Source organism: Gluconobacter sp. Dm-44, assembly GCF_018256175.1.
Taxonomy (GTDB): Bacteria; Pseudomonadota; Alphaproteobacteria; order Acetobacterales; family Acetobacteraceae; genus Gluconobacter; species Gluconobacter cadivus.
The window spans coordinates 63,233-84,367 of record NZ_JAERLZ010000004.1 but is presented as its reverse complement, the minus strand read 5'-3'; the positions used below and the strand labels follow the sequence as shown (position 1 = coordinate 84,367).

At 59.7% G+C, this 21,135-nt stretch carries 16 protein-coding genes and 1 other RNA gene; 14 read left to right on the top strand and 3 right to left on the bottom strand.

The window, feature by feature from the left end; genetic code table 11:
• Positions 1 to 63 precede the first annotated feature (63 nt).
• Complete coding sequence (gene clpS / locus JK213_RS06875) at positions 64 to 423, bottom strand: ATP-dependent Clp protease adapter ClpS (RefSeq protein ID WP_194261693.1); 360 nt, start codon at positions 421 to 423, stop codon at positions 64 to 66.
• A 313-nt stretch (positions 424 to 736) separates the two neighbouring features.
• Between clpS and JK213_RS06870 the strand changes: the two genes are divergently transcribed.
• From JK213_RS06870 to JK213_RS06835, 8 genes are all read left to right on the top strand, one after another.
• Positions 737 to 1,783, top strand: a complete 1,047-nt coding sequence (locus JK213_RS06870) for a D-alanyl-D-alanine carboxypeptidase family protein (RefSeq protein WP_194261694.1) — start codon at positions 737 to 739, stop codon at positions 1,781 to 1,783.
• 91 nt (positions 1,784 to 1,874) lie between these two features.
• On the top strand, positions 1,875 to 2,675 hold the full coding sequence (map, locus tag JK213_RS06865) for a type I methionyl aminopeptidase (RefSeq protein ID WP_194261695.1): 801 nt from the start codon (positions 1,875 to 1,877) through the stop codon (positions 2,673 to 2,675).
• On the top strand, positions 2,672 to 4,471 hold the full coding sequence (ggt, locus tag JK213_RS06860; RefSeq protein WP_194261696.1) for a gamma-glutamyltransferase: 1,800 nt from the start codon (positions 2,672 to 2,674) through the stop codon (positions 4,469 to 4,471). Before map ends, ggt begins: the two co-directional genes overlap by 4 nt.
• Before the next feature lie 74 nt (positions 4,472 to 4,545).
• Positions 4,546 to 4,642: signal recognition particle sRNA small type (ffs, locus tag JK213_RS06855), an RNA gene on the top strand.
• 89 nt (positions 4,643 to 4,731) lie between these two features.
• Entirely contained in the window at positions 4,732 to 6,690 is a 1,959-nt protein-coding gene (locus tag JK213_RS06850; RefSeq protein WP_194261697.1) for a DNA polymerase III subunit gamma/tau, read from the top strand.
• Between the two features lie 11 nt (positions 6,691 to 6,701).
• A complete protein-coding gene (locus JK213_RS06845; protein WP_194261698.1) occupies positions 6,702 to 7,025 on the top strand; it encodes a YbaB/EbfC family nucleoid-associated protein in 324 nt (107 codons plus the stop codon).
• A gap of 25 nt (positions 7,026 to 7,050) precedes the next feature.
• Positions 7,051 to 7,647 carry a recombination mediator RecR gene (gene recR / locus JK213_RS06840; RefSeq protein ID WP_194261699.1) on the top strand — a complete coding sequence of 199 codons (597 nt, stop codon included), beginning with the start codon at positions 7,051 to 7,053 and terminating at the stop codon, positions 7,645 to 7,647.
• 2 nt (positions 7,648 to 7,649) lie between these two features.
• A complete protein-coding gene (locus JK213_RS06835; protein ID WP_194261700.1) occupies positions 7,650 to 8,405 on the top strand; it encodes an SDR family oxidoreductase in 756 nt (251 codons plus the stop codon).
• Positions 8,406 to 8,408: 3 nt separating this feature from the next.
• On the opposite strand, the gene JK213_RS06830 is transcribed toward JK213_RS06835, so the two are convergent.
• Positions 8,409 to 8,912, bottom strand: coding sequence for a hypothetical protein (locus tag JK213_RS06830; RefSeq protein WP_194261701.1), 504 nt, complete (start codon positions 8,910 to 8,912; stop codon positions 8,409 to 8,411).
• 43 nt (positions 8,913 to 8,955) lie between these two features.
• Positions 8,956 to 9,282, bottom strand: a complete 327-nt coding sequence (locus tag JK213_RS06825; protein ID WP_062031788.1) for a TIGR02300 family protein — start codon at positions 9,280 to 9,282, stop codon at positions 8,956 to 8,958.
• A gap of 161 nt (positions 9,283 to 9,443) precedes the next feature.
• Between JK213_RS06825 and aroA the strand changes: the two genes are divergently transcribed.
• The 6 genes from aroA (at position 9,444) to JK213_RS06795 (ending at position 21,070) form a co-directional block, all read left to right on the top strand.
• Positions 9,444 to 10,772 (top strand): 3-phosphoshikimate 1-carboxyvinyltransferase, encoded by a 1,329-nt coding sequence (gene aroA, locus JK213_RS06820; protein ID WP_194261702.1) that lies wholly within the window; start codon positions 9,444 to 9,446, stop codon positions 10,770 to 10,772.
• Positions 10,769 to 11,410 (top strand): (d)CMP kinase, encoded by a 642-nt coding sequence (gene cmk, locus JK213_RS06815; protein WP_194261703.1) that lies wholly within the window; start codon positions 10,769 to 10,771, stop codon positions 11,408 to 11,410. Before aroA ends, cmk begins: the two co-directional genes overlap by 4 nt.
• Positions 11,411 to 11,664: 254 nt before the next feature.
• Positions 11,665 to 13,377: a 30S ribosomal protein S1 gene (gene rpsA / locus JK213_RS06810; protein ID WP_099286339.1), complete on the top strand. Its 1,713-nt coding sequence runs from the start codon at positions 11,665 to 11,667 to the stop codon at positions 13,375 to 13,377.
• A 243-nt stretch (positions 13,378 to 13,620) separates the two neighbouring features.
• Positions 13,621 to 16,968, top strand: a complete 3,348-nt coding sequence (locus tag JK213_RS06805) for a glycosyltransferase (protein ID WP_194261704.1) — start codon at positions 13,621 to 13,623, stop codon at positions 16,966 to 16,968.
• A gap of 25 nt (positions 16,969 to 16,993) precedes the next feature.
• On the top strand, positions 16,994 to 19,984 hold the full coding sequence (locus tag JK213_RS06800; RefSeq protein ID WP_194261705.1) for a glycosyltransferase: 2,991 nt from the start codon (positions 16,994 to 16,996) through the stop codon (positions 19,982 to 19,984).
• 117 nt (positions 19,985 to 20,101) lie between these two features.
• Complete coding sequence (locus tag JK213_RS06795; protein WP_194261937.1) at positions 20,102 to 21,070, top strand: glycosyltransferase; 969 nt, start codon at positions 20,102 to 20,104, stop codon at positions 21,068 to 21,070.
• Positions 21,071 to 21,135: the final 65 nt, after the last annotated feature.

The window sequence follows — 21,135 nt, the reverse complement described above, 5'->3', positions numbered from 1 at the left end:
TCAGAAACGCAGATGGAAACAAGAAATTATCCTGCGTCCGAGCTTTTCTGCCTGTCAGACGGATCAGTCTTTTTCGATCGTGCACTGAAGGGGATGCTGGTTCTGGCGTGCCAGATCCATCACCTGTGTCACCTTGCTTTCAGCCACTTCATACGTGAACACCCCGCAGACTCCGACGCCGCGCTGGTGAACCTGAAGCATGACGGACGTTGCCTCGTCCCGGGTCTTGGCAAAAAAGCGCTCCAGCACATGCACCACGAATTCCATGGGCGTGTAGTCATCGTTGAGCATCAGAACCTTGTACATGGAAGGTTTGCGCGTCCGGGTTCTGGGGCGCACCACCACGCTGACTTCAAGGTCCTGATCCCCGTCTCTCCTGTCCGGCCCATGAGGCGGAATGGAGTCGGGAGACTCCGGCCCCATACGGGCTGGACTCCGTAAAGACGCGACACCGGAAAGGCCGTTTGGACAGGGGGGAAGATCGTAAGAAGACATGACGAGTATGATATGGTGCGAATTTCGGTCTTGAGAAGGGCTGCAAGCCCCTGAAATAAGGTTTTTATGCGTCGGGTGCCACGATGCTGCCTCCTTTCCGCCCTGCTTACGAAAAATTAAGGAAAGTCCTTCAAAGCTGGTGGACGGGAAGTTTTCAATGCGCCTAGACTGCCTGTGATGAAGGTGGCTCAAAAGCCCAGATCTTTCCCGAGACGACGTTCCGTTCAGAGGCTGTCAGTAGATGCGTTTCCCGTTCCAGAAAGCTTTTCTGTTATGCGCCATGACAACCATGGGGCTGGGATCGGCGAAGGCGCAATATGCCGGACACGTCTCAAGCTATGTGATGGATGCCAAGACAGGTGCCGTTCTGTCTGCGACGGATGCCGAACTGCAACGGTACCCCGCGTCCCTGACAAAGCTTATGACGCTCTATCTGACATTCCGTGCCCTTGAGGCGCATCAGATTACGCTGGACGAGCAGGTTCCAGTGTCCATCCACGCTTCCATTCAGGCTCCCTCCAAACTGGGTCTTGTGCCGGGAACAAAGCTGACGGTAGAGCAGGGCATTCTGGGGCTGGTCACGAAATCCGCCAATGATGCTGCCTGTGCTCTCGGTGAGTTTCTCGGTGGCGGGGACGAAGTGCGCTTCGCCCAGCTCATGACGCAGCAGGCGCGGGCGCTGGGGATGGTCAATACCACCTTCCGCAATGCGTCCGGTCTGCCCGACCCCGATCAGGTCACGACAGCTCATGATCTGGCCCTGCTGTCGCAGCATCTGATTGCGGATTTCCCGCAATATTATCACTATTTCAACGTCCCCTCCTTTTATTTCCATCGTCGCATGGTTCCGAACCATGATCCGATGCTGAAAATCTATGCGGGTGCTGACGGTCTCAAGACGGGCTACACCGATCTGGCCGGCCACAATCTCATTACCTCTGCCCAGCGCGGCAATGTTCGCCTGATCGGTGTGGTCATGGGGTCTTCCAGTAATGCGCGTCGTTCCATGGAAATGGTGGCGCTGCTCGACAAGGGGTTTGCTGATGAAGGTGTCGCGCCTCAGCCACTGCTTCATCCGGCTGCACCATCCGGTACCCTGATGGCATCTGCCAGCCGCCGTGGTCGTTTCCATCGCGGTTTTCTGCTGGCGTCTTCGCGTCCCATGGAAGTTGCTGATGCGCCGACGGCGCCGCGCCGTTATGGCCGGATTTCGCACCATGGTGCGGCTGTACGCATGGTCAGCGTTCGCCATGTCGTCGCTCACAAAAAGCACTCCCGGCACAGCTGATCCCGAAAATCTGACCCGCCTCCTTGCGATCCAGCCCGGACAGACGCATTTTGTCCGGGCTTTTTGAAGATTGAAGGATCAGGCGGCAGGTATGGATAACGCACGGGGTATCGTTCTCTACGATCAGGACGATTTCAAACATCTGCATCGTGTTGGCCGTCTGACGGCAGAGGCGCTGGACATGATCACGCCCCATGTGCAGCCCGGTGTGACCACGGAAGAGCTGAATCGGCTGATCCATGATTTCACGCTTGCCCATGGCGCGACCCCCGCTCCGCTGAACTATCGCGGTTATCCGAAATCCTGCTGTATTTCGATCAACCATGTCGTGTGTCACGGTATTCCGGGCCCGAAGAAGTTGTCCAACGGTGACATCGTGAATATTGACGTCACTTCCATTCTGGATGGCTGGTACGGTGACAGCTCGCGCATGTATGTCGTGGGCAAGGCGCCGAAGAAGGCCGAAAAACTGGTCGATGTGACGTATGAGGCCCTGATGCGCGGGATTGCGCAAGTGCGCCCCGGCAAGACGCTTGGCGATATCGGACATGCCATTCAGGAATATGCGGAAGCCAACCGTTTCTCCATCGTGCGGGATTTCTGTGGTCATGGCATTGGCCGGGATTTCCATGCCGAACCGAATGTCTTGCACTATGGCCGTCCGGGTGAGGGGGTAAGGCTTGTGGAGGGCATGGTGTTCACGATCGAGCCCATGCTGAATATCGGCCGCCCGGACGTGAAAATTCTTGATGACGGCTGGACAGCCGTAACCCGTGACCGCACCCTGTCTGCCCAGTTCGAGCATCAGGTCGGCGTGACGGCCGATGGTTGCGAAATTTTCACCCTGTCCCCCAAAGGCTATACCAAGCCCCCTTATGGAGAGACCGCATGAGAGCGTTTTCGCTTCTTCTCGCCACGGCCCTGATCAGTGGCACGACGCTTGCCAATGCGGCTCCGCAGGCACTGAGTTCGGCGCATGATCCGCTGGCCTTCGGTCCGGATAATGTCAGCGCTGGTGTGCTGACATCAGGTCGTCATGGCATGGTGGTCTCGGCGCAGCATCTCGCTTCCGATGCCGGTGCGAAAATCCTAGCTCAGGGTGGCAATGCCGTCGATGCGGCCGTGGCCGTGGGCTATGCTCTGGCGGTGGTCTATCCCGCAGCCGGGAATATCGGGGGCGGCGGGTTCATGACTCTGCGCCTGAAAACCGGCCAGACGATCTTCATCGATTTCCGTGAACATGCGCCTGCCGCTGCCACCGCTACGATGTATCAGGACGCTTCGGGTAAGGTCATTCCGGGTCTGTCCACTGAAGGCTGGAAAGCTGTTGCGGTTCCGGGCACGGTCGCTGGACTGGATTCCATTCTGCAGAAATGGGGACATCTGCCGCGCGCCAAGGTGATGGCACCGGCGATTGCACTGGCTCGGGCTGGCTTCGTTCTGAACCAGGGCGATGCAGACCTTCTGCACACCTCGACGCGCTATTTCCAGCATGACCCCTATGCCCGCGCCTTCTATCTGCGTCCTGATGGCACTCCGCTTCAGGTGGGTGACCGTTTGGTCCAGAAGGATCTGGCGGACTCGCTGGAGCTGATCTCGAAAGATGGCCCGAAGGCGTTCTATGATGGTCCGATCGCGAAAGAGATCGTGCGTGCCAGCACCGAAGGTGGCGGGATTCTTCAGCTTTCCGATTTCCAGAACTATCATATTCGTCATCTTGACCCGATCCGCTGCACCTATCGGGGCTATACGATCGACACGGCTCCCCCGCCGAGCGGTGGTGGCGTTGCGCTGTGCGAAATCCTGAACATTCTCTCCGGCTATGACATGCATGCGCTCGGCCTGCACACGGCGCCCGCCGTACAGCGCGAGGTCGAGGCCATGCGGCATGCCTATTCCGACCGGCGCGATCTGGGCGATCCGGATTTCGTGCATAATCCCGTCGAACATCTGATCGACCCGGCTTACGCCTATCAGATCCGACAGGGCATCCCGACCGATCATGCTCTCGCGTCCAGCACCCTCAGGGCAGGCGAAGCGCTTCCCGCACCTGTCGCGCAGGCGGCCCCGGACACGCAGGAAAAGCATGAGACGACACAGTTTTCCGTGCTCGATCATGAGGGAACGGCTGTTTCGGCAACCTATACGCTCAATGGCTGGTTCGGCGCGGGCGTGATGGGTGGCCATACTGGCATCTGGATGAACGACGAAATGGATGATTTCTCGTCCAAGCCGGGGGCGCCCAACATGTTTGGCATTGTCGGTTCGGAAGCGAATGCGATTGCGCCGGGCAAGACGCCGCTGTCTTCGATGTCGCCGTCCATCGTCTCGCGTGATGGCAAGGTCGTTATGGTGATCGGTAGCCCCGGCGGTTCGCGCATTCCGACGATTACGCTCTCCGCCATTCTCGGGGTGATCGATTACGGGCTGGATATCCGTCAGGCCATCGACCTGCCGCGAATCCATGAACAGTGGGAGCCTTCGGCTGTTGAGCTTGAGCAGGGCGCGCTGTCTGACGACGCCATGCAGACTCTCAAGGCCGAGGGCTATGCCCTGTCGCCGCATCGTCCGTGGGGTGTGGCTGAAGGCATTCTTGCTGATCGCCCGAGCCTGAAGGCCCCGAAGACCGGTCTGATCTATGGTGCGGCCGACCCGCGGCACATGGGCGGTGCGGCTGTCGGCGAATAAGACGCGGGGATGAGGGCGCACTCTGATGATTGGGGGTTGTCAGACACCCCCGTCTCCGTGTTAGGAGAGCGCCGGGAGGTCGGCTTTGGACGGATACCTTGCCAACCCGGTCAGGTCCGGAAGGAAGCAGCCGCAGTGAGTTTTATCCGGGTTGAATGTCCGGCCTCCTACCTCACACAGTTACCGGACGCTCTTTTTTATGCAGCGTCCCGACCGTTTTCTAACGGTCCCATCCTCCGTGCTGAGGGTTCGACATTTCCATGACAGACGAAAACGACGATCTCCCCTTGCCGCCCGACACTGGTGGCGGTTTTTTCGGAGACGCACCAGCACAGGACATTCCTGCGCCCCCGGCTGCCGAGGCCGCGCCTTATCGCGTTCTGGCCCGCAAATACCGGCCGCAGACTTTTGATGATCTGATCGGGCAGGACTCGCTCGTCCGCATCCTGCGCCGCGCGTTCGAGCTCAAGCGTGTGGCCCATGCCTTCATGCTGACGGGTGTGCGCGGTGTGGGCAAGACGACGACTGCCCGCATCATTGCCCGCGCCCTGAACTGCATTGGCCCGGACGGCAACGGTGGCCCGACCGCTGATCCCTGCGGTGTCTGCGCCAACTGCACCGCCATTCTGGCGGACCGTCATCCCGACGTGCTGGAAATGGATGCCGCCTCCCGCACGGGTGTGGATGATGTGCGCGAAATCATTGAAGCCACGCGCTTTCGTCCGATGCAGGCGCGGATGAAGGTCTTCATCATCGATGAAGTCCACATGCTGTCGCGTAATGCCTTCAATGCGTTGCTCAAGACGCTTGAAGAGCCGCCGCCGCAGGTCACGTTCATTTTCGCCACGACCGAACTGCGCAAGGTTCCGGTCACTGTTTTGTCCCGTTGTCAGCGTTTCGATCTGCGCCGTGTTCCGCAGTCTCTGCTGGCCGGACATTTCCACAACATCGCGTTGAAGGAAGGGGCGACCCTTTCGGAAGACGCGCTTGCCCTGATCGCCCGCGCGGCGGACGGCTCCGTGCGTGACGGGCTTTCGCTTCTCGATCAGGCCATCGCGCAGGGAGCCAGCGATGCGGACGCCGTGGCGGACATGCTGGGTCTGGCGGATCGTGGTCTGATTTTCGATCTGTTGGACGCGCTCATGGCGGGCAAGCCTGCTGATGCGCTGGACCTGACCGATCAGGCCTATGCCCGCGGTGCTGATCTGGGTGTGCTGCTGGCGGATCTGCTGGATCTGCTGCATCTGATTTCGCGTCTTAAGGCTATTCCGTCCCTGCGGGAAGGTCGGGATCTGCCGGAAGCCGAGCGCACACGCGGCGGGGCTCTGGCCGACCGTCTGTCCAATGCGGTTCTGGGTCGCGCATGGCAGATCCTGCTGAAGGGTGTGCAGGAAATCGAGACGGCCCCGGATCGTCGTCAGGCGGCTGAGATGGTGCTGATCCGCCTGTGTCATGCCAGCCTGCTGCCGACGCCGGACCGGCTGATCCGCCAGTTGACGGAAGGGGGGCAGGATCTGTCCCTGCCAGCCGGGCCTTTCACGCCGCCAGGTGGGGCAACTGTAGCCACGCAGTCAGGGGCTGCAGTCAGCGGTATCGCCTCGACTAATGTCAGCGAAAGCTCAGGCGGTCCTGCGCCTCGGGCGCATGTGCGGCTGGTTGCGAATGGTGGAACGATTCTCGAGCCCGGTGTTGGTTATGCCGAAGCTGCTCCGGAGCCTGAACCCGAACCTGAACTTCCGCCGCCGCCCCGGACATGGCGCGAGATGGTGGCGATGGTGGCGCGGGAGCGCGAGCCCGTTCTTCACGGACTGCTCCGCAACGCCGTTCATCTCGTGCGTTTCTCGCCCCCCGATGTTCAGATCCGCGCCGAAGAGCCGCAGGCCCGTATCGAGCGTCAGCTTCAGAAACTGCTCGACCGTGTCTATCCCGGCCAGTGGCGTGTCAGTGCCTCGACCGCTTCGGGTGAGCCGACACTCGACGAGCAGGGCGCAGAGGTTGTGGCCATCAATCAGGCCTCGGTGGAGGAACATCCGCTGGTGCAGGCCATCCTGAAAGCTTTTCCCGGTGCGAAAATCGGGGAAGTTCAAGACCACTCCCTTGATGAATACGGCCTGCCGCCGGAAATCACGGTGCCGCTGACCGATGATGCTCCACCCGATCTGGAATTCGCGCCGTTGGATGCCGATTTCCTTGATGAAGACGATCTGAACCTGAACTGAAGGACATACCCATGAAAAACCTTGCCGGACTGATGAAGCAGGCCAGCCAGATGCAGGCCAAGATGGAAGCCGCCAAGAGCAATCTGGCGTCTCTCGTGGTCGATGGTTCCGCTGGCGCCGGACTGGTAACGGTCAAGCTGACAGGGAAGGGCGAAATGCGCGACCTGAAAATTGATCCGCAACTGGCCGATCCGACGGATATTGAAACGCTTCAGGACCTGATCGTGGCGGCCTATACGGACGCGAAAGCCAAGGCCGAGGCTGCAAGCTCCGAAGCCATGCGCGACGTGACGGGTGGTCTTGATCTTCCGGCAGGCCTGAAACTGCCGTTCTGATCCGGCTGGCGGGGATTTTACGCCCATGTTGGGCCACGGCGATATAGACCAACTGATTACGATGCTCGCGCGTCTGCCGGGGCTGGGGCCACGCTCGGCCCGTCGGGCCGCGCTGGCGCTTCTGCGCCAGCCGGAAAGCCGGATGCTACCGCTCGCCCATCTGATGGAGCGCGCGGCCACGAGCGTGAAGACCTGCACGCAATGCGGTAATTTGGATACAGTCGACCCGTGCCATATCTGCACGGACACGGCGCGGGATCAGGGGCTGATCTGCGTGGTTGAAACGGTGGGCGATCTCTGGGCGCTGGAACGTGCGGGCGTGCATCGCGGGGTCTATCAGGTTCTGGGCGGAACCCTGTCTGCGCTAGCGGGGCTGGGGCCGGACGATCTGAACGTTCGCCCGCTGTTCGAGCGGATCGAGAAAGGCGGGGTGAGGGAAGTCATTCTTGCCCTGAGCGCCACCGTTGAGGGGGCGACCACCGCACACTGGCTTCAGGAGCGTCTGCTCCCCACAGGCATGAGTGTGACGCGTGTGGGCCACGGTGTGCCTATGGGCGGCGCGCTGGACGTGCTGGATGACGGCACGCTCGCTGCGGCGCTGACGGCCCGGCGGTCTTTGTGAGGATGGCGTCGTTTCAGATTTCTCCGCGTGTTCCCCGTGTGGCTCTTGTGACGGGCAGCGCCCGGCGTATCGGGGCTGAGCTTGTGGAAATGCTGGCCGGGCAGGGGTTTGCGGTCGCCATCCATTGTCGCGACAGTACCCGTGAGGCCGAAGAACTGCTGGAGCGGATCGGTGGCAAAGGCTGCGTTCTAAAGGCTGATCTGCATCGTGAAGAGGAAGTCGAGGCACTTCTGCCCCGCGTAGAAGCCGTTTTGGGCCCCGTTGGCGTCCTCATCAACAACGCGTCCGCCTTCATTCGTGACGAGATGGGCAGCGTTACCCGCGAAAGCTGGGATCTGCACCTCGAAACCAATCTCCGTGCGCCGTTCGTCCTCTCACAGGCTATGGCACAGGCGCTTCCTGATGGGGCCGAGGGCCTGATCCTGAACATGCTGGATCAGCGTGTATGGAACCTGACGCCGCATTTCGTCAGCTATACCCTGTCCCGCACGGGATTATGGACCCTGACGCAGACCATGGCGCTGGCACTTGCCCCCCGGGTCCGGGTGAACGCCATCGGGCCCGGTCCGGTTCTTCCCGCCGTACGACAAACGCAGGAGCATTTTGACAGCATGTGCGCCCGCACACCGCTGCAGCATGGCTCATCCCCCGAAGAGATCGCTCAGGCCGCACTGGCGCTGTTTGCACTGCCGTCAGTGACAGGGCAGATGCTGGCGCTGGATGGCGGGCAGCATCTGAACTGGTCTCCGGCCTCCTGAAGCTCAGGGACGGAGGGCTGCGGGGAGATAGTCTTCCACTACGAGGGAAATTGGCGCGCCATCCGTGCCCCGGCGCAGAAGCGCCCTGTTCTCCAGAACGATTCCGGAGACTTCCCCCGGAAAACGTGTTTCCAGTCTTTCCCGCCTGAAAGCGGTCTGCTGCACGACGCGTCCAAACGGTGTGTCGGTCTGTTCAAGCAGTGTGTTCATGGCCGGGGAAAGCCGCTCCGGCACATACCAGTTCCAGGCATCCGACAGCACGGTCTCTCCACACAGCAGCCGGACATGCCGCGTGTTGACCTGATGGGTTTCCGTAACCTGTAGCAATGTCAGGATGTCTTCCGTCACGGGCCGGTCCACGCTCAGGCGCAGGACACGGATTGGAGACGGGCAGCGGGACTGGAGAACCGCCGTTGCGCTGGGATGGCTGTCGAGCCGGGTCCTGAATGCGCGAACGGGTGCGCTGTCCGGGGCGAAAATGCCTTCCGGATCAGAGCAGCCGTTCATCAGTGCCGCCAGAAGAGCAGCACAGAGGAGCTTTGCAACAACTTTAGTTGTCGTCGCGGTCGTCCTTGTCGTTCGGAACTTCGATGTCGTTGCTGAGATCGTCGTCATCGTCCAGATCGTCGTCCGGGGCGATCACATCGTCATCGTCCTCGTCATCGGCGACTTCCAGATCCACGTCGTCCTCATGCTCGTTGGCCTGAGGCTTCGGATCTTTTTCTTCCGGCAGCGGAACTTCGCTGCGCTTGAGACGGGAATCGTCCGGCTGGGTCGTGCCGCATTTCGGGCACACCGCCGGGACGCGGTTCAGGTCATAGAAGCGGGCGTTGCATTCAACGCATGTCCGTTTCAGACCGAGTTCGGGTTTTGCCATTGTGCGGGAACCTGCTGATGCCTCGAATAAGGAACGCGGCCATGCCAGCTTGTGCGCGTCCTGTCAAATCCCATCGCATGATTCCTGACAGTTTTCAGGCGCATGACTGCACCTTCAAGATGCGATTGACAGGTATGGGGCACCCCAGCAAAAACATCTTCATGCAAGTCTCGCGCCCCCTGACCGTCTCCGCGTCCCTTAAGGGACTTTCCGGCCGCACCCGTGTTCCGGGTGACAAATCCATCAGCCACCGTTCGCTGATGCTCGCCGCCCTCGCCTCCGGTCGTACCCGTGTCACCGGCCTGCTCGAAGGTGAGGACGTGCTGCGGACCGCCGATGCCATGCGCGCACTTGGCGCGACCATTACGCGGGAGGGCACGGAGTGGACCATTGAAGGCCGTGGCGTAGGCGCTCTGACCGAGCCTGCGGACGTTCTGGATATGGGCAATTCCGGCACTGCGGCCCGCCTGCTGTCGGGGATTTTGTCGTCCCATGCGTTTAATAGCGTCATGACGGGCGATGCCTCGCTGCGGTCTCGTCCCATGCGCCGCGTGACTGCGCCTCTGGCGGCCAATGGTGCCGAATTCCTGACGCGTGAAGGCGGTCGTCTGCCGATGGCCGTTCGCGGGACGGGAGAGGCGAAACCGATCGAATACCGCCTGCCGGTTGCGTCCGCGCAGGTCAAGTCCGCCATTCTGCTGGCGGGTCTGAATGCGCATGGCACCACGGTCGTGGAAGAGCCTGTCGCCACGCGCGATCATACGGAAAACATGCTCCGACATTTCGGGGTTGAGGTGGATGTTTCGCGTCTTGATGCGGGTGGACGCCGAATCGCCCTGACGGGGCCGGTCGTCATGACCGCGCGGGATGTGACGGTTCCGGGAGATCCGTCTTCGGCGGCTTTCCCGATCGTCGCCGCCCTGCTGGTGCCGGGGTCTGATATCTGGATCGAGGGTGTGGGTCTCAACCCGCTGCGGACAGGGCTGTTCACAACGCTGATCGAAATGGGGGCGTCCCTCTCCATCGAAAACGAGCGTGTGGAAGGTGGGGAGCCGGTTGGCGATCTGCATGTCCGTCACAGCCAGCTCAAAGGCGTGGACGTTCCGCCCGAGCGTGCGCCGTCCATGATCGATGAATACCCGGTCCTTGCCGTGGCCTGCGCCTTTGCAGAGGGTCCGTCCCGCCTGCGTGGGCTGGAAGAGCTGCGCGTGAAGGAAAGCGATCGTCTGGCCTCTACTGTCGCCCTGCTCAATGTGAACGGCGCCGAGACAGAAGTGATCGGAGACGACCTTATCGTGAAGGGGGCTGATGCGCCTCTCGGTGGCGGCACAGTCCAGACCCACATGGATCATCGCCTTGCCATGAGTGCCGTCGTGCTTGGTCTTGCGTCTGCAAAGCCAGTAAACGTGGACGATACGGCCTTTATCGAAACCAGCTTCCCCGGCTTCGTGGAGTTGATGAACGCTCTCGGCGCAGGGCTGACGGCGTGACGGCTCGTCCGCTTGTCATCGCTGTCGACGGGCCTGCGGCGGCCGGTAAGGGGACGCTCGCCAAAGCTCTGGCCGCGAAACTGGGCTTGCCCTATCTCGATACCGGGCTGTTGTATCGTGCCGTTGCCCGCCGGATGGTGAATGCCGGACTGGACCCGGCTGGTGATGCTTCCGCTGAGGCGCAGGCTCTGCAACAGACCGATCTGGCGCGGACGGACCTGCGTGTTCCCGAGATCGATCGTGGGGCGTCTCTGGTGGCGGCACAGCCTGCTGTTCGCGCTGCCCTCTTGGACCGTCAGCGCGTTTTTGCGTCCGAAACCGGTGCGGTCGTGGACGGGCGCGATATCGGGACCGTTGTTTTCCCCGACGCGGACGTGAAATTCTTCATCACGGCCTCTCCGCGTACCCGTGCCTTACGTCGACATCGTCAGGTGGCGGGCGAGACTCCGTTGGAAGGCTCTGCCCTTGAGGCGGCCGTGTCCGAACTCGTGGCGCGGGACGCACGTGATTCCTCGCGGGAAACGGCCCCACTGATACAGGCTGCGGATGCCGCTCTGATTGAAACGGACGGGCTTTCTGCCGCAGAGGTTCTTGATAAAGCCTGCGAAATCGTGGCCCTGCGTCACACGCGGCGCTGAACCGACGCGACAGCAGCAGAAAAACGGCTTTTTTTATTGACACCACGCCCCCGCAGGGTGTTGGTGCAGCGTATCGCCCGCCCCGAAGGGGAGGGGGATGGTCTGTCCCGCGTCTGGCGGGCAGGTCTAACAGCCAACAACCCGATCTGACCGTTTAGCGGCGGCGGGGAGACGTCCGGTCCATTACTGGGTCTGGCGCAGACGTGGACATCCGCTCCGGTCATGGAACGGGCGTCCGGGAATATCGTATCTACATGGCTTCAGCCACTCAGAACACCTCGACCGATCGCGGTTTCGAGGATTTTGCAGCCCTTCTCGACGAGACCCTGGGTCGCGATACCGGCTTTGAAGGCTCGGTTGTCACGGGCCGTGTTGTCCGCCTGACCGATGAATTCGCCATCGTCGATGTCGGCCTCAAGAGCGAAGGCCGCGTTTCTCTTAAGGAATTCGGTCCGGCCGGCGTTGCCCCGGACGTGAAGCCGGGCGACGTTGTCGAGCTTTATGTCGAGCGTTACGAAGACCGTGACGGCTCCATCGTCCTGTCGCGCGAGAAGGCTCGTCGCGAAGAGGCATGGACCGCTCTGGAGCGTGCATTCGGCAACAACCAGCGCGTCAACGGCACGATCTATGGTCGCGTCAAGGGTGGCTTCACGGTTGATCTCGGTGGCGCCATGGCGTTCCTTCCGGGCAGCCAGGTCGACATCCGTCCGGTTCGTGACGTCGGACCCCTGATGGGTCATCCGCAGCCGTTCCAGATTCTCAAGATGGACCGCGCTCGTGGCAACATCGTTGTCTCGCGTCGTGCCGTTCTTGAAGAGACCCGTGCGGAACAGCGCTCCGAGCTGATCCAGGGCCTGAAGGAAGGCATGATCCTCGACGGCGTCGTCAAGAACATCACCGACTATGGTGCGTTCGTTGACCTCGGCGGCGTTGACGGCCTCCTGCATGTCACGGACATCGCCTGGAAGCGCATCAACCACCCGTCCGAAGCGCTGCAGATCGGTCAGCCGGTTCGCGTGCAGGTCATCCGCTTCAACTCCGATACGCAGCGTATCTCCCTGGGCATGAAGCAGCTTGAAGCTGACCCCTGGGAAAACGTCGCCATCAAGTATCCGGCTGGAGCACGCTTCACGGGCCGCGTCACGAACATCACCGATTACGGTGCATTCGTGGAGCTGGAGCCGGGCGTCGAAGGTCTGGTGCACGTTTCCGAAATGTCCTGGACGAAGAAGAACGTCCATCCGGGCAAGATCGTCGCCACTTCGCAGGAAGTCGACGTCATGGTTCTGGACGTGGACAGCTCCAAGCGTCGCATCTCCCTCGGTCTCAAGCAGGTTCAGCGCAACCCTTGGGAACAGTTCGAGGAAGAGCACAAGGTCGGTTCGATCATCGAAGGCGAGATCCGCAACATCACCGAGTTCGGTCTGTTCGTTGGTCTTTCCGCAGACATCGACGGCATGGTTCACATGTCCGATCTCTCTTGGGACGAAGCCGGCGAAGCAGCCATGGCGCACTACGAGAAGGGCCAGATCGTCAAAGCCAAGGTTCTCGATGTGGATCCCGAGAAAGAGCGTATCTCCCTGGGCATCAAGCAGCTTCAGGAAGATCCGGCAGCTGACACCCTGTCCCGCGTTCAGAAGGGTGCTGTCGTGACCTGCGTCGTGACCGCTGTTCAGAGCAACGGGATCGAAGTGAAGGTTGATGACGTCCTGCAGGGCTTCATCCGTCGCGCTGAACTGGCCCGTGACAAGGCCGAGCAGCGTCCGGAGCGTTTCGCAGTCGGTGAAAAGGTTGACGCCAAGGTCGTCTCCGTTGACCGCGCGTCGCGCAAGCTGGCTCTGACGATCCGCGGCCGTGAGGTCGAGGAAGACAAGGCTGCCATCAACGAGTACGGGTCTTCTGACTCCGGCGCGTCCCTGGGTGATATCCTGGGTGCCGCCATCCGCCGTCGCAACACGGACGCCTGAGCATCTGCACAGGCCACTGAAAGAGGGTTTCCTCTTTCGGTCGGAGAATAAAGGGTCGCTTCGGCGGCCCTTTTTTTATTAAAAATTCATTCTTTTGCGGTGGGCTTTTTCTTAAACGTGTCATCCGCTACACAAGAAGATGCGTTGAGAAAAAAATACCGTAAACGGAAGGCATGCTCTGCTGAAATCCGGACGGCTGGCCAATATTGAATATGGGAGTGGGCGTCAGCGCCCAGGAGATTGATGGCGGTCATTTACAACACGAACTATACCCACAATCCCAATTCCTATCTGACATTGGCCGTACAGCGGGCGGCTCAGGCGCTTTTCGGCAAAGACAATGTCGCGGTCGCAGACAACATGAGCCTTGCGGGGATCGCCGCTTCAGGCGAACATGATGTCCTGATCTGTCTGGACGCCCAGCGCATCAATCTTCCGCTGATCCGTCGGGTCCGTCCTGCTTTCAAAACCATGATCCTCTGGACGTTTGAAGATCCTTTCATGCGGGATTTCAATGTCGAGAATGCCGAGCTTTTCGATTTTGTCTTCACGAATGACCCGTCCTGCGCCGAATACTATCATGGCAAGGGACATTACCTTCCCTTGGCTGCCAGCCCGTCGATCCATGAACGGAGCGTGCTTCCCGCTGACGCTCTGGAATACGATATTTTCTTTGCGGGGACGATGTGGCCCAATCGCGTCCATACCCTGCGCAAGGTCATTGCGGCGTTCCCCGATGCCCGGCTCAAGCTGGTCTGTCCGACCAACGAGTTCCTGCCGCCTCTGCCAGCCGATCTGGCGGCTCTCGCCATTCAGCGTCCTATCAGCCATGAGGCTTTCATAGATTTCGCGAATGTCAGCGCCGTTACTCTGACCATGTTCCGCGATTACGCGAGCCATGGCGAGGTCAGTCAGGCGACGGCGCCCGGCCCGCGTTTCTTCGAACTCGCTCTGGCGGGCGCGGCGCAGGTCGTGGAAGCTCCGGAAAGTATGGACGCCGCCCATTTCGAGACAGTGAATGGCATTGAACTGGCCCGGGATGCCAATCAGGTCGTGGCCGCCATCGCAAAGCTGCTCAAGCAGAAAGGTGCGCGTCGCAATGCTGCGCTGGCCGCGCAGAAGTCGGTTCTGTCGCAGCACCTTTACGAACATCGACTTGAGAAAATCCGCAGTATTACCGGAGCCGATTTTGGCCGTCGCACCCATGCGATTGCGCCGCTGCACCGGCGCAGGCGGCTGCGTGTGCTGATGTGCACACATTCCACAATTCATGAGCAAGCATGGGGCGGTGTCGAGGTCTATCAGCAGGGTCTTTGCACGCTGCTGGCGCGTGACGTAGAATATTTCTACTGGTTGCGTCGCGGAAATTTCTGCCGCCTGACAACAGCCAATGGTCACGAACTGGAGCGTTTTGACGTCCCGGAAGTGGGCTGGCAGGACGCTATGTGTGATGCGCCCGAAGAAATGGCGTTTTCAAGCGTTCTCAGTCAGTACAACATTGATCTCGTCCATTTCCAGCATCTGGGCCACCATGCCCTGTCGCTGCCGATCATTGCCAAGGCAAACGGTACGGGCGTGATTTTCTCCGCCCATGATTTCTGGCTGCTTTCCGCACGTTACAATCTGCTCAATCATGAGCTGCGTTATGTCGAAGACGAGATCCGTTCCGTTCTCGCGGCTGACATTACCCTCAAGGCGTCAGAAAACGTGGAACATGGTGGTGAGCAGACTCGCCGCGCCTTCGTGGCGAAGATGCTGCACTCGGTTGATGCCATCCTGTTCGGGACGGTTCATTCGCGTAATCTGACGCATGAGATCTATCCAGTTCTCGATAGCAAGCGCAGCCTCGTGATGGGTATTCCGAGCCCGGACAATACGGTTCCGGTTCTGAGAAAAGCGTATCAACCTCTCGGGGAACGCCCTCTTGGCGTCGCGATTGTCGGAAATTTCCTGCGGACCAAGGGTGCAGATACGATCCTCAGCCTGATCGAGATTGCGCATCCGGATCATTTCGTTTTTCATATTTTCGGATATCTGAGCCCGGAATATGAGGCGGTGCTGACGGCTGTCCCGCGTGCGAATGTCAAGATTTATGGCCGTTACGACATGGGGGACATTGATGCGCTGAAAGTCGCGGATGTCGCACTGAACCTGTCGATCTGGCCCGAAACATATTGCATTTCCCTCTCCGAAGCATGGCAGAACGGGCTTATTCCCATCGTTACGGATGTCGGGGCTCTGGGGGACCGCGTCGAAGACGGTGTCAACGGTTTCAAGGTTCCCATCAGCCGTCCCAGCATGGTGCTTGAGCGTCTGGAGCTTCTGCGTTCTTCCGAGCCGCTGCGCCGTCAGATCATGCAGAACATTACGCCCGCGCTCTGGACCCATGCGCGGGACTATGCGGACGAGCTTCTCGCCCTTTATCACGATACGGCCCCGCGGCGTGAAATGGGCGTGTCCGAGCTGCGTCTGGATGCCGGGCAGGTTCACCTGCTGCCGCATGCGTCATGGCGTCATCAGGCTCCGCCGCGTCATATTTTCGACCCCCCGACCGCCCGTGACCTGTCTGTGGAGCTGCCGGTCGCGATTTCGGACTGGTTCTCCGTGCAGGGTGCGGAGTGCTACATCGACGATATCTGCCATCATGTTTTCTCCGGTCTGGAGGAAGACGTTTTCCAGGGGGCGTCCGAGTTCCATATCCGGGGCTGGATGATCCTTCCCGGTGTGAGTTCTGCCGGACAGATGTTTACGGTTCTGATCGGCGAAGATCCGGATAGTCCGATGATTTTTCTGGAATGCCAACGCGAAATCAGGGGCGATATCGCGGAGCTTTTCGTCGATGCACCCCGGCGTGCCGGTTTCTCGGGGAAGGTCGCGCTGCGTGGCAAATGGTGTGAAGGGCGTTTCCGCGTCGGTCTGATCAATGTGATCAACGGTCAGGGTGCGTTCCAGCTGACTCCGATTCAGATCGAGGTTGAAGGCGGCCAGATCCGGGACATTGCCCGCAGTGTTCCGTCGAACGATCTCGTCCTGTCTGACTTTCATCGTGTTTCTCACAGCGATGGTCTGATGCGGAATGTCAAACTGTCCGGTGTCGGCAAACACCCGATGCATCCGTACACGGCGGGTGCTCTGGAGTATTTCATCGACGAGTTCAGTGGGCTGATCGGTGATCTCTCTCTTCCCTCCGATCCTGAATCTCCTCTGGTGGTCTGCGGATGGATATTCTTCCGTAATCTGTCTCGAGCCGGGCAGGTTTATGGTGGCCTGGTTTCGGAAAGTCGGGAAGAAATCATCTTCTTTGCGATGGACCGGGTGGCCCGCACCGATGTCGGCAAGGTTCACCGGGACGCGCCTCTCTGCGTCGGGTTTAGGGGGGAGTTCCTGCCGCGTGAAGGCTATGCGCTTCCGCTCGACGGTGTCTATCGCTTCATTCTCGTGAACGTTGTGGGAGATGTGTACGGATCGAGAATGACGGATATCGTCGTGACATTTGCCGAGGGGGCTGTCCTGACGGTCGAACGGACGGACGTGCAACCCCATGACGTCGAACGTGCCGAGCGTCTTCTCGCGGCAAAGATCATTTCCTGACCTGCGAGCGGGAGGCTTGCCCCTGATGTCTGAAAGTGTTGCAGCGCCACTGTCAGAGAAGCGTATCCCTAGATGGTCCCGCTTTGATGCGCAGTGGTATCTGTTGCGCTATCCCGAGGTTCGGGATTGGATGCGGGAAGAGGGGCAGGAGGGCCCGTATGAGTTCTATCAGCAGACGGGCCAGCGTTACGGACATTCCCCCAATCGGTATTTTGACGAGGTGTGGTATCGCGAGACCCACAAGGATGTGCGTCAGGGTCTCATCCGTGAAGAGTGGGCGTCAGGGTTTGAGCACTATATCGCGACGGGTTACAAAACCCACGCGCCGCACTGGCTGTTCGATGAACCGGGCTATCGCCGCCGCTATCCGGAGCTGACACAGCGTTTTCTGACCGAAAACGGCTTTCTCAACGGCTACGACCATTTTCTTGAGATCGGCGAAAGTCATTACTACCGGGGGCATCATTTCTTCGATGATGAACTCTGCCGGGAACTGGCGCTGACATTTCCGGATCATTTCGACAGCCGGATTGGCCTGTTCGGCTCCTGGCTTGGTCTGCCGGCGCATGTTGCCGATGCTGGACGCGTGTCCTGGTATTTCGATCCGGTGTGGTATCTGACGCGTTATCCCGAAGTCCGTCAGGAGATCGCCGCCGGGCATTATTCAAGCGCGCTTCATCATTACCTGACGAATGAAACGCCCCGGCTTTTTGATCCTCAGGAGTTCTTTTCCGAACAGTTCTACGATTCGGCCCATCCCGACATTCTTCCGTCGCTGGAGCATGGTTTTTTTCGTAACGGTTATGATCATTTCGTCCGTTACGGTGCGCAGGAAGGCCGTATTCCGCAGGCAGGCGTGGATCTTGCGGCCCATATGTCGCAGACGCAGGTCCGCAACGATGTGCGCAATCGTCTGTATGACAGCGCGTTTGCCCATCTTGTGGCGGGGCGCACGGGTCTGGGCGAGGGTCGGATGGCGGCTCTTGCGGCTGTTTCCGCCATTCCAGAGGAACAGTCCCGGACGCTGTTCGAACGTGAGGCTGAAGCCATCCTGCCGTCACTGGTCCGCCATCCGCTGGATTTCACCGTTCATGGCGTGCCCGAAGTCAGTGTGCTGATGGTGGTTTATGACCGGATCGCCCTGACGGCACAGGCGCTGGCATCCCTGCGTGCCAACTATGGCGGAAATATTCAACTCATCCTCGTGGATTCCGGTTCTCATGACCAGACGCGGCATATCGGCCGGATGGTGCGTGGTGCCACGGTCCTGCGTTTCAGGCACAACATCGGATATCTTCAGGGCTGTAATCTTGCGCTGGAAAAAGCGGAAGCGCCGCTTACATTGTATCTGAACAACGATATCCGCCTTTATCCCGATGCCATTCTGCACGCCCTGAAGCGGTTTCATGGGCAACCTGATATCGGGGCTGTCGGCGGCAAACTGATCCGGACAAACATGCGTCTTCAGGAAGCCGGATCGATCATCTGGCGGGACGGAGCGACTTACGGCTATCTGCGTGAGGACGACCCGAACCTGACGAGCGCCAATTTTGTTCGGGACGTGGATTATTGTTCAGCCGCTTTTCTGATGGTGCGGACTGCACTGCTGCGTCGTCTTGGCGGATATGATCCGCGTTACATGCCCGCTTATTTTGAGGATGCGGATCTGTGTGTGCGGATTCTCAAGGCTGGGAAGCGGATTGTCTATGATCCGAGCGTGGTCATCGAGCATCTGGAATTCGGAAGTTCAGGTGCGGCCGGCTCTCATGCCCTGATCCGCGGTAACCTGAAAACCTTTGCGCGTCTGCAACAGGATTTCCTGCGGCATCAGCAGCCCGCCCATATCCGCAATGCCGTGCTTGGCCGTGAACATCGCGTCAGCCAGCGCAGGAGAATTCTTTTCATCGAGGATCGTCTGCCGCTGCGACGTCTGGGATCGGGCTATGTCCGTTCCAATGACATCATCCGCGAGATGACGGCTCTTGGGTATCAGGTTACGGTTTTTCCCGTTCTGCTGCGGGATCAGACATCTATCGACCTGTTCGGGGATTTTCCCGAAACGGTGGAACTGATCGTCGACCGTAATTTTTCCAGCTTTGCCGATTTTATTCAGGAACGTGTGGGATATTACGATCTGGTCTGGATCGGCCGCACGCATAATCTGGAACGCCTTCTGCCGCTGCTCAATGAATCAAGCCGCTATCTTCCGGTCGCCGGACCAGTTCTGGATACGGAGGTGATTGCCACGCCGCGGACGCTGGAGCGGATACGGATTCTGGGCCTTCCGGCTCCGGAGATCAGTTTCGACGAGATGCTTCAGCAGGAACTGGACTGTGCCCGTTTCTGTCAGAAGGTCCTGACGGTGACGGCCCATGATGCCGAACTGGCGCGCCGCGCGGGTTGTGTGAATGTCTCGGTACTTGGACATGAGCTGAGCCCCCAGCCGACCCCCGCCCCGTTCGAGAACCGTCACAACATCCTGTTCTTTGGCGCGATTCATGACGAGGGTGCCCCCAACCATGACAGTCTTGTCTGGTTCGTGGAGAGCGTTCTGCCTCTTCTGGACAGGGTTTTGCCGCCGGATGTCCATTTTACGATTGCGGGTTTTGTCGGGCCGGATGTGGATATGATGGTCTTTTCGACAAACAGCCGGGTCGAGATCGTGGGGCCTGTCGGGGATCCGCGGGAGCTGTTCGACCGGCACAGGGTTTTTGTCGCGCCGACGCGGTTTGCGGGGGGTATTCCCTTCAAGGTCCATGAAGCAGCGTCTTATGGTCTGCCGCAGGTCGTGACGACGTTGCTTCAACAGCAGCTTGGCTGGGCTGAGGGTGCCGAGATTCTGGCAGCTCCGGCGGATGATCCGCAGGCTTTCGCGGCGGCTGTGGAACGGCTTTATCAGGACGGAGAACTGTGGGAGACTCTGCGCAGCGGGGCCCTTGCGGCTGTCGAGCGGGACTGTTCTCCGGCCGATTTCCGACAGACACTCTCTGAGATTGTTCAGAGCTGCATGGCATGACGGACCGGATACGACCGGTTTTAGAAGTTTGGGGAGAGCAGGAAGGTTATGGACGCAGTGAATGATACGGTCGTGGACGTCGAAAACGTCAGCGTGACGGATAGCGCACCAGCCGGCATGACCGGCCGGGTGCTCGTCTGTAGCGGTGGACGGTATGAAAGTCAGGCCAACACGCAGATCCGCGAGTCCATCATGGATGGCTGGGCGGACTGTTTTGGCGAGGAAAATGTCACGGCCGTTCATATCTCGGCCGCAGCCAGCTCCATCCGGTTCCTCAAGCCGACGATCGTCTTTGCCATCGGCTCCTATCTTCCTGAAAGCACCTATTTCGGTGAGGTTTGCCGAGAGGCGAAGAAGATCGGCGCCGTCACGGTCTTCTGGGCGACCGAAGACCCCTATGAGCAGGATGCGAACTATCGCATTGCTGACGATTTCGATGTGATTTTCTCCTGTGACCGCTGGGGCCATAATTTCTACCAGCGCGAGAGGGTGTTCCATCTGCCGTTGGCGGCGAGCCCGAAGCTGCATTACGGCGAAATCGAAGATCATGCGGAAAAGACGATCGACGTCCTGTTCTGTGGTGTTGCGTTCACCAATCGCAAGGATATCGTCCGCAATCTTCTGCCAGCATTGCGGGATCTGAACATCAAGATCGTCGGGCCGGGCTGGGGGGAACTGGGGATCGGGTTCTCCGATGCCCGGATCGAGAAGTCCCAGCTTGTCGAGCTGTATCGCCGGTCCAAGCTGGTGCTGAATCTGGGGCGCTCGCTGAGCTTCGAGAACAAGCGTTTCATCATTGCGCCTTCCACGCCGGGGCCGCGGACCTTCGAGGCTGCGCTGGCCGGGGCGTTTCAGGTGTTCCACGAGGATACCCATGAAATCCGCCGTTATTATTCGGCTGATGAAATCCCGGTATTCTCGAACCGTGTTGATTTCGAGCGGCTGGTTGCGATCTATCTCAACAACAACGAACTGCGTGTGAAGATGGCGCGCAAGGCGCAGGCGCGGACGCAGGCTGAGCATCTGTACCGGCACCGCATTCAGTATGCGCTGCGTGTTCTCAAAGACGAGGGCCTGATCGACTGACGCTCGTTCAGGACGACCTTCATAAAAAAGGCCGCGGAACTGCTTCCGCGGCCTTTTGTGTTTAA

Coding starts and splice junctions, on each gene's coding strand:
- clpS (WP_194261693.1), bottom strand. CDS start 423: ATGGGGCCGGAGTCTCCCGACTCCATTCCGCCTCATGGGCCGGACAGG.
- JK213_RS06870 (WP_194261694.1), top strand. CDS start 737: ATGCGTTTCCCGTTCCAGAAAGCTTTTCTGTTATGCGCCATGACAACC.
- map (WP_194261695.1), top strand. CDS start 1,875: ATGGATAACGCACGGGGTATCGTTCTCTACGATCAGGACGATTTCAAA.
- ggt (WP_194261696.1), top strand. CDS start 2,672: ATGAGAGCGTTTTCGCTTCTTCTCGCCACGGCCCTGATCAGTGGCACG.
- JK213_RS06850 (WP_194261697.1), top strand. CDS start 4,732: ATGACAGACGAAAACGACGATCTCCCCTTGCCGCCCGACACTGGTGGC.
- JK213_RS06845 (WP_194261698.1), top strand. CDS start 6,702: ATGAAAAACCTTGCCGGACTGATGAAGCAGGCCAGCCAGATGCAGGCC.
- recR (WP_194261699.1), top strand. CDS start 7,051: ATGTTGGGCCACGGCGATATAGACCAACTGATTACGATGCTCGCGCGT.
- JK213_RS06835 (WP_194261700.1), top strand. CDS start 7,650: ATGGCGTCGTTTCAGATTTCTCCGCGTGTTCCCCGTGTGGCTCTTGTG.
- JK213_RS06830 (WP_194261701.1), bottom strand. CDS start 8,912: ATGAACGGCTGCTCTGATCCGGAAGGCATTTTCGCCCCGGACAGCGCA.
- JK213_RS06825 (WP_062031788.1), bottom strand. CDS start 9,282: ATGGCAAAACCCGAACTCGGTCTGAAACGGACATGCGTTGAATGCAAC.
- aroA (WP_194261702.1), top strand. CDS start 9,444: ATGCAAGTCTCGCGCCCCCTGACCGTCTCCGCGTCCCTTAAGGGACTT.
- rpsA (WP_099286339.1), top strand. CDS start 11,665: ATGGCTTCAGCCACTCAGAACACCTCGACCGATCGCGGTTTCGAGGAT.
- JK213_RS06805 (WP_194261704.1), top strand. CDS start 13,621: ATGGCGGTCATTTACAACACGAACTATACCCACAATCCCAATTCCTAT.
- JK213_RS06800 (WP_194261705.1), top strand. CDS start 16,994: ATGTCTGAAAGTGTTGCAGCGCCACTGTCAGAGAAGCGTATCCCTAGA.
- JK213_RS06795 (WP_194261937.1), top strand. CDS start 20,102: ATGACCGGCCGGGTGCTCGTCTGTAGCGGTGGACGGTATGAAAGTCAG.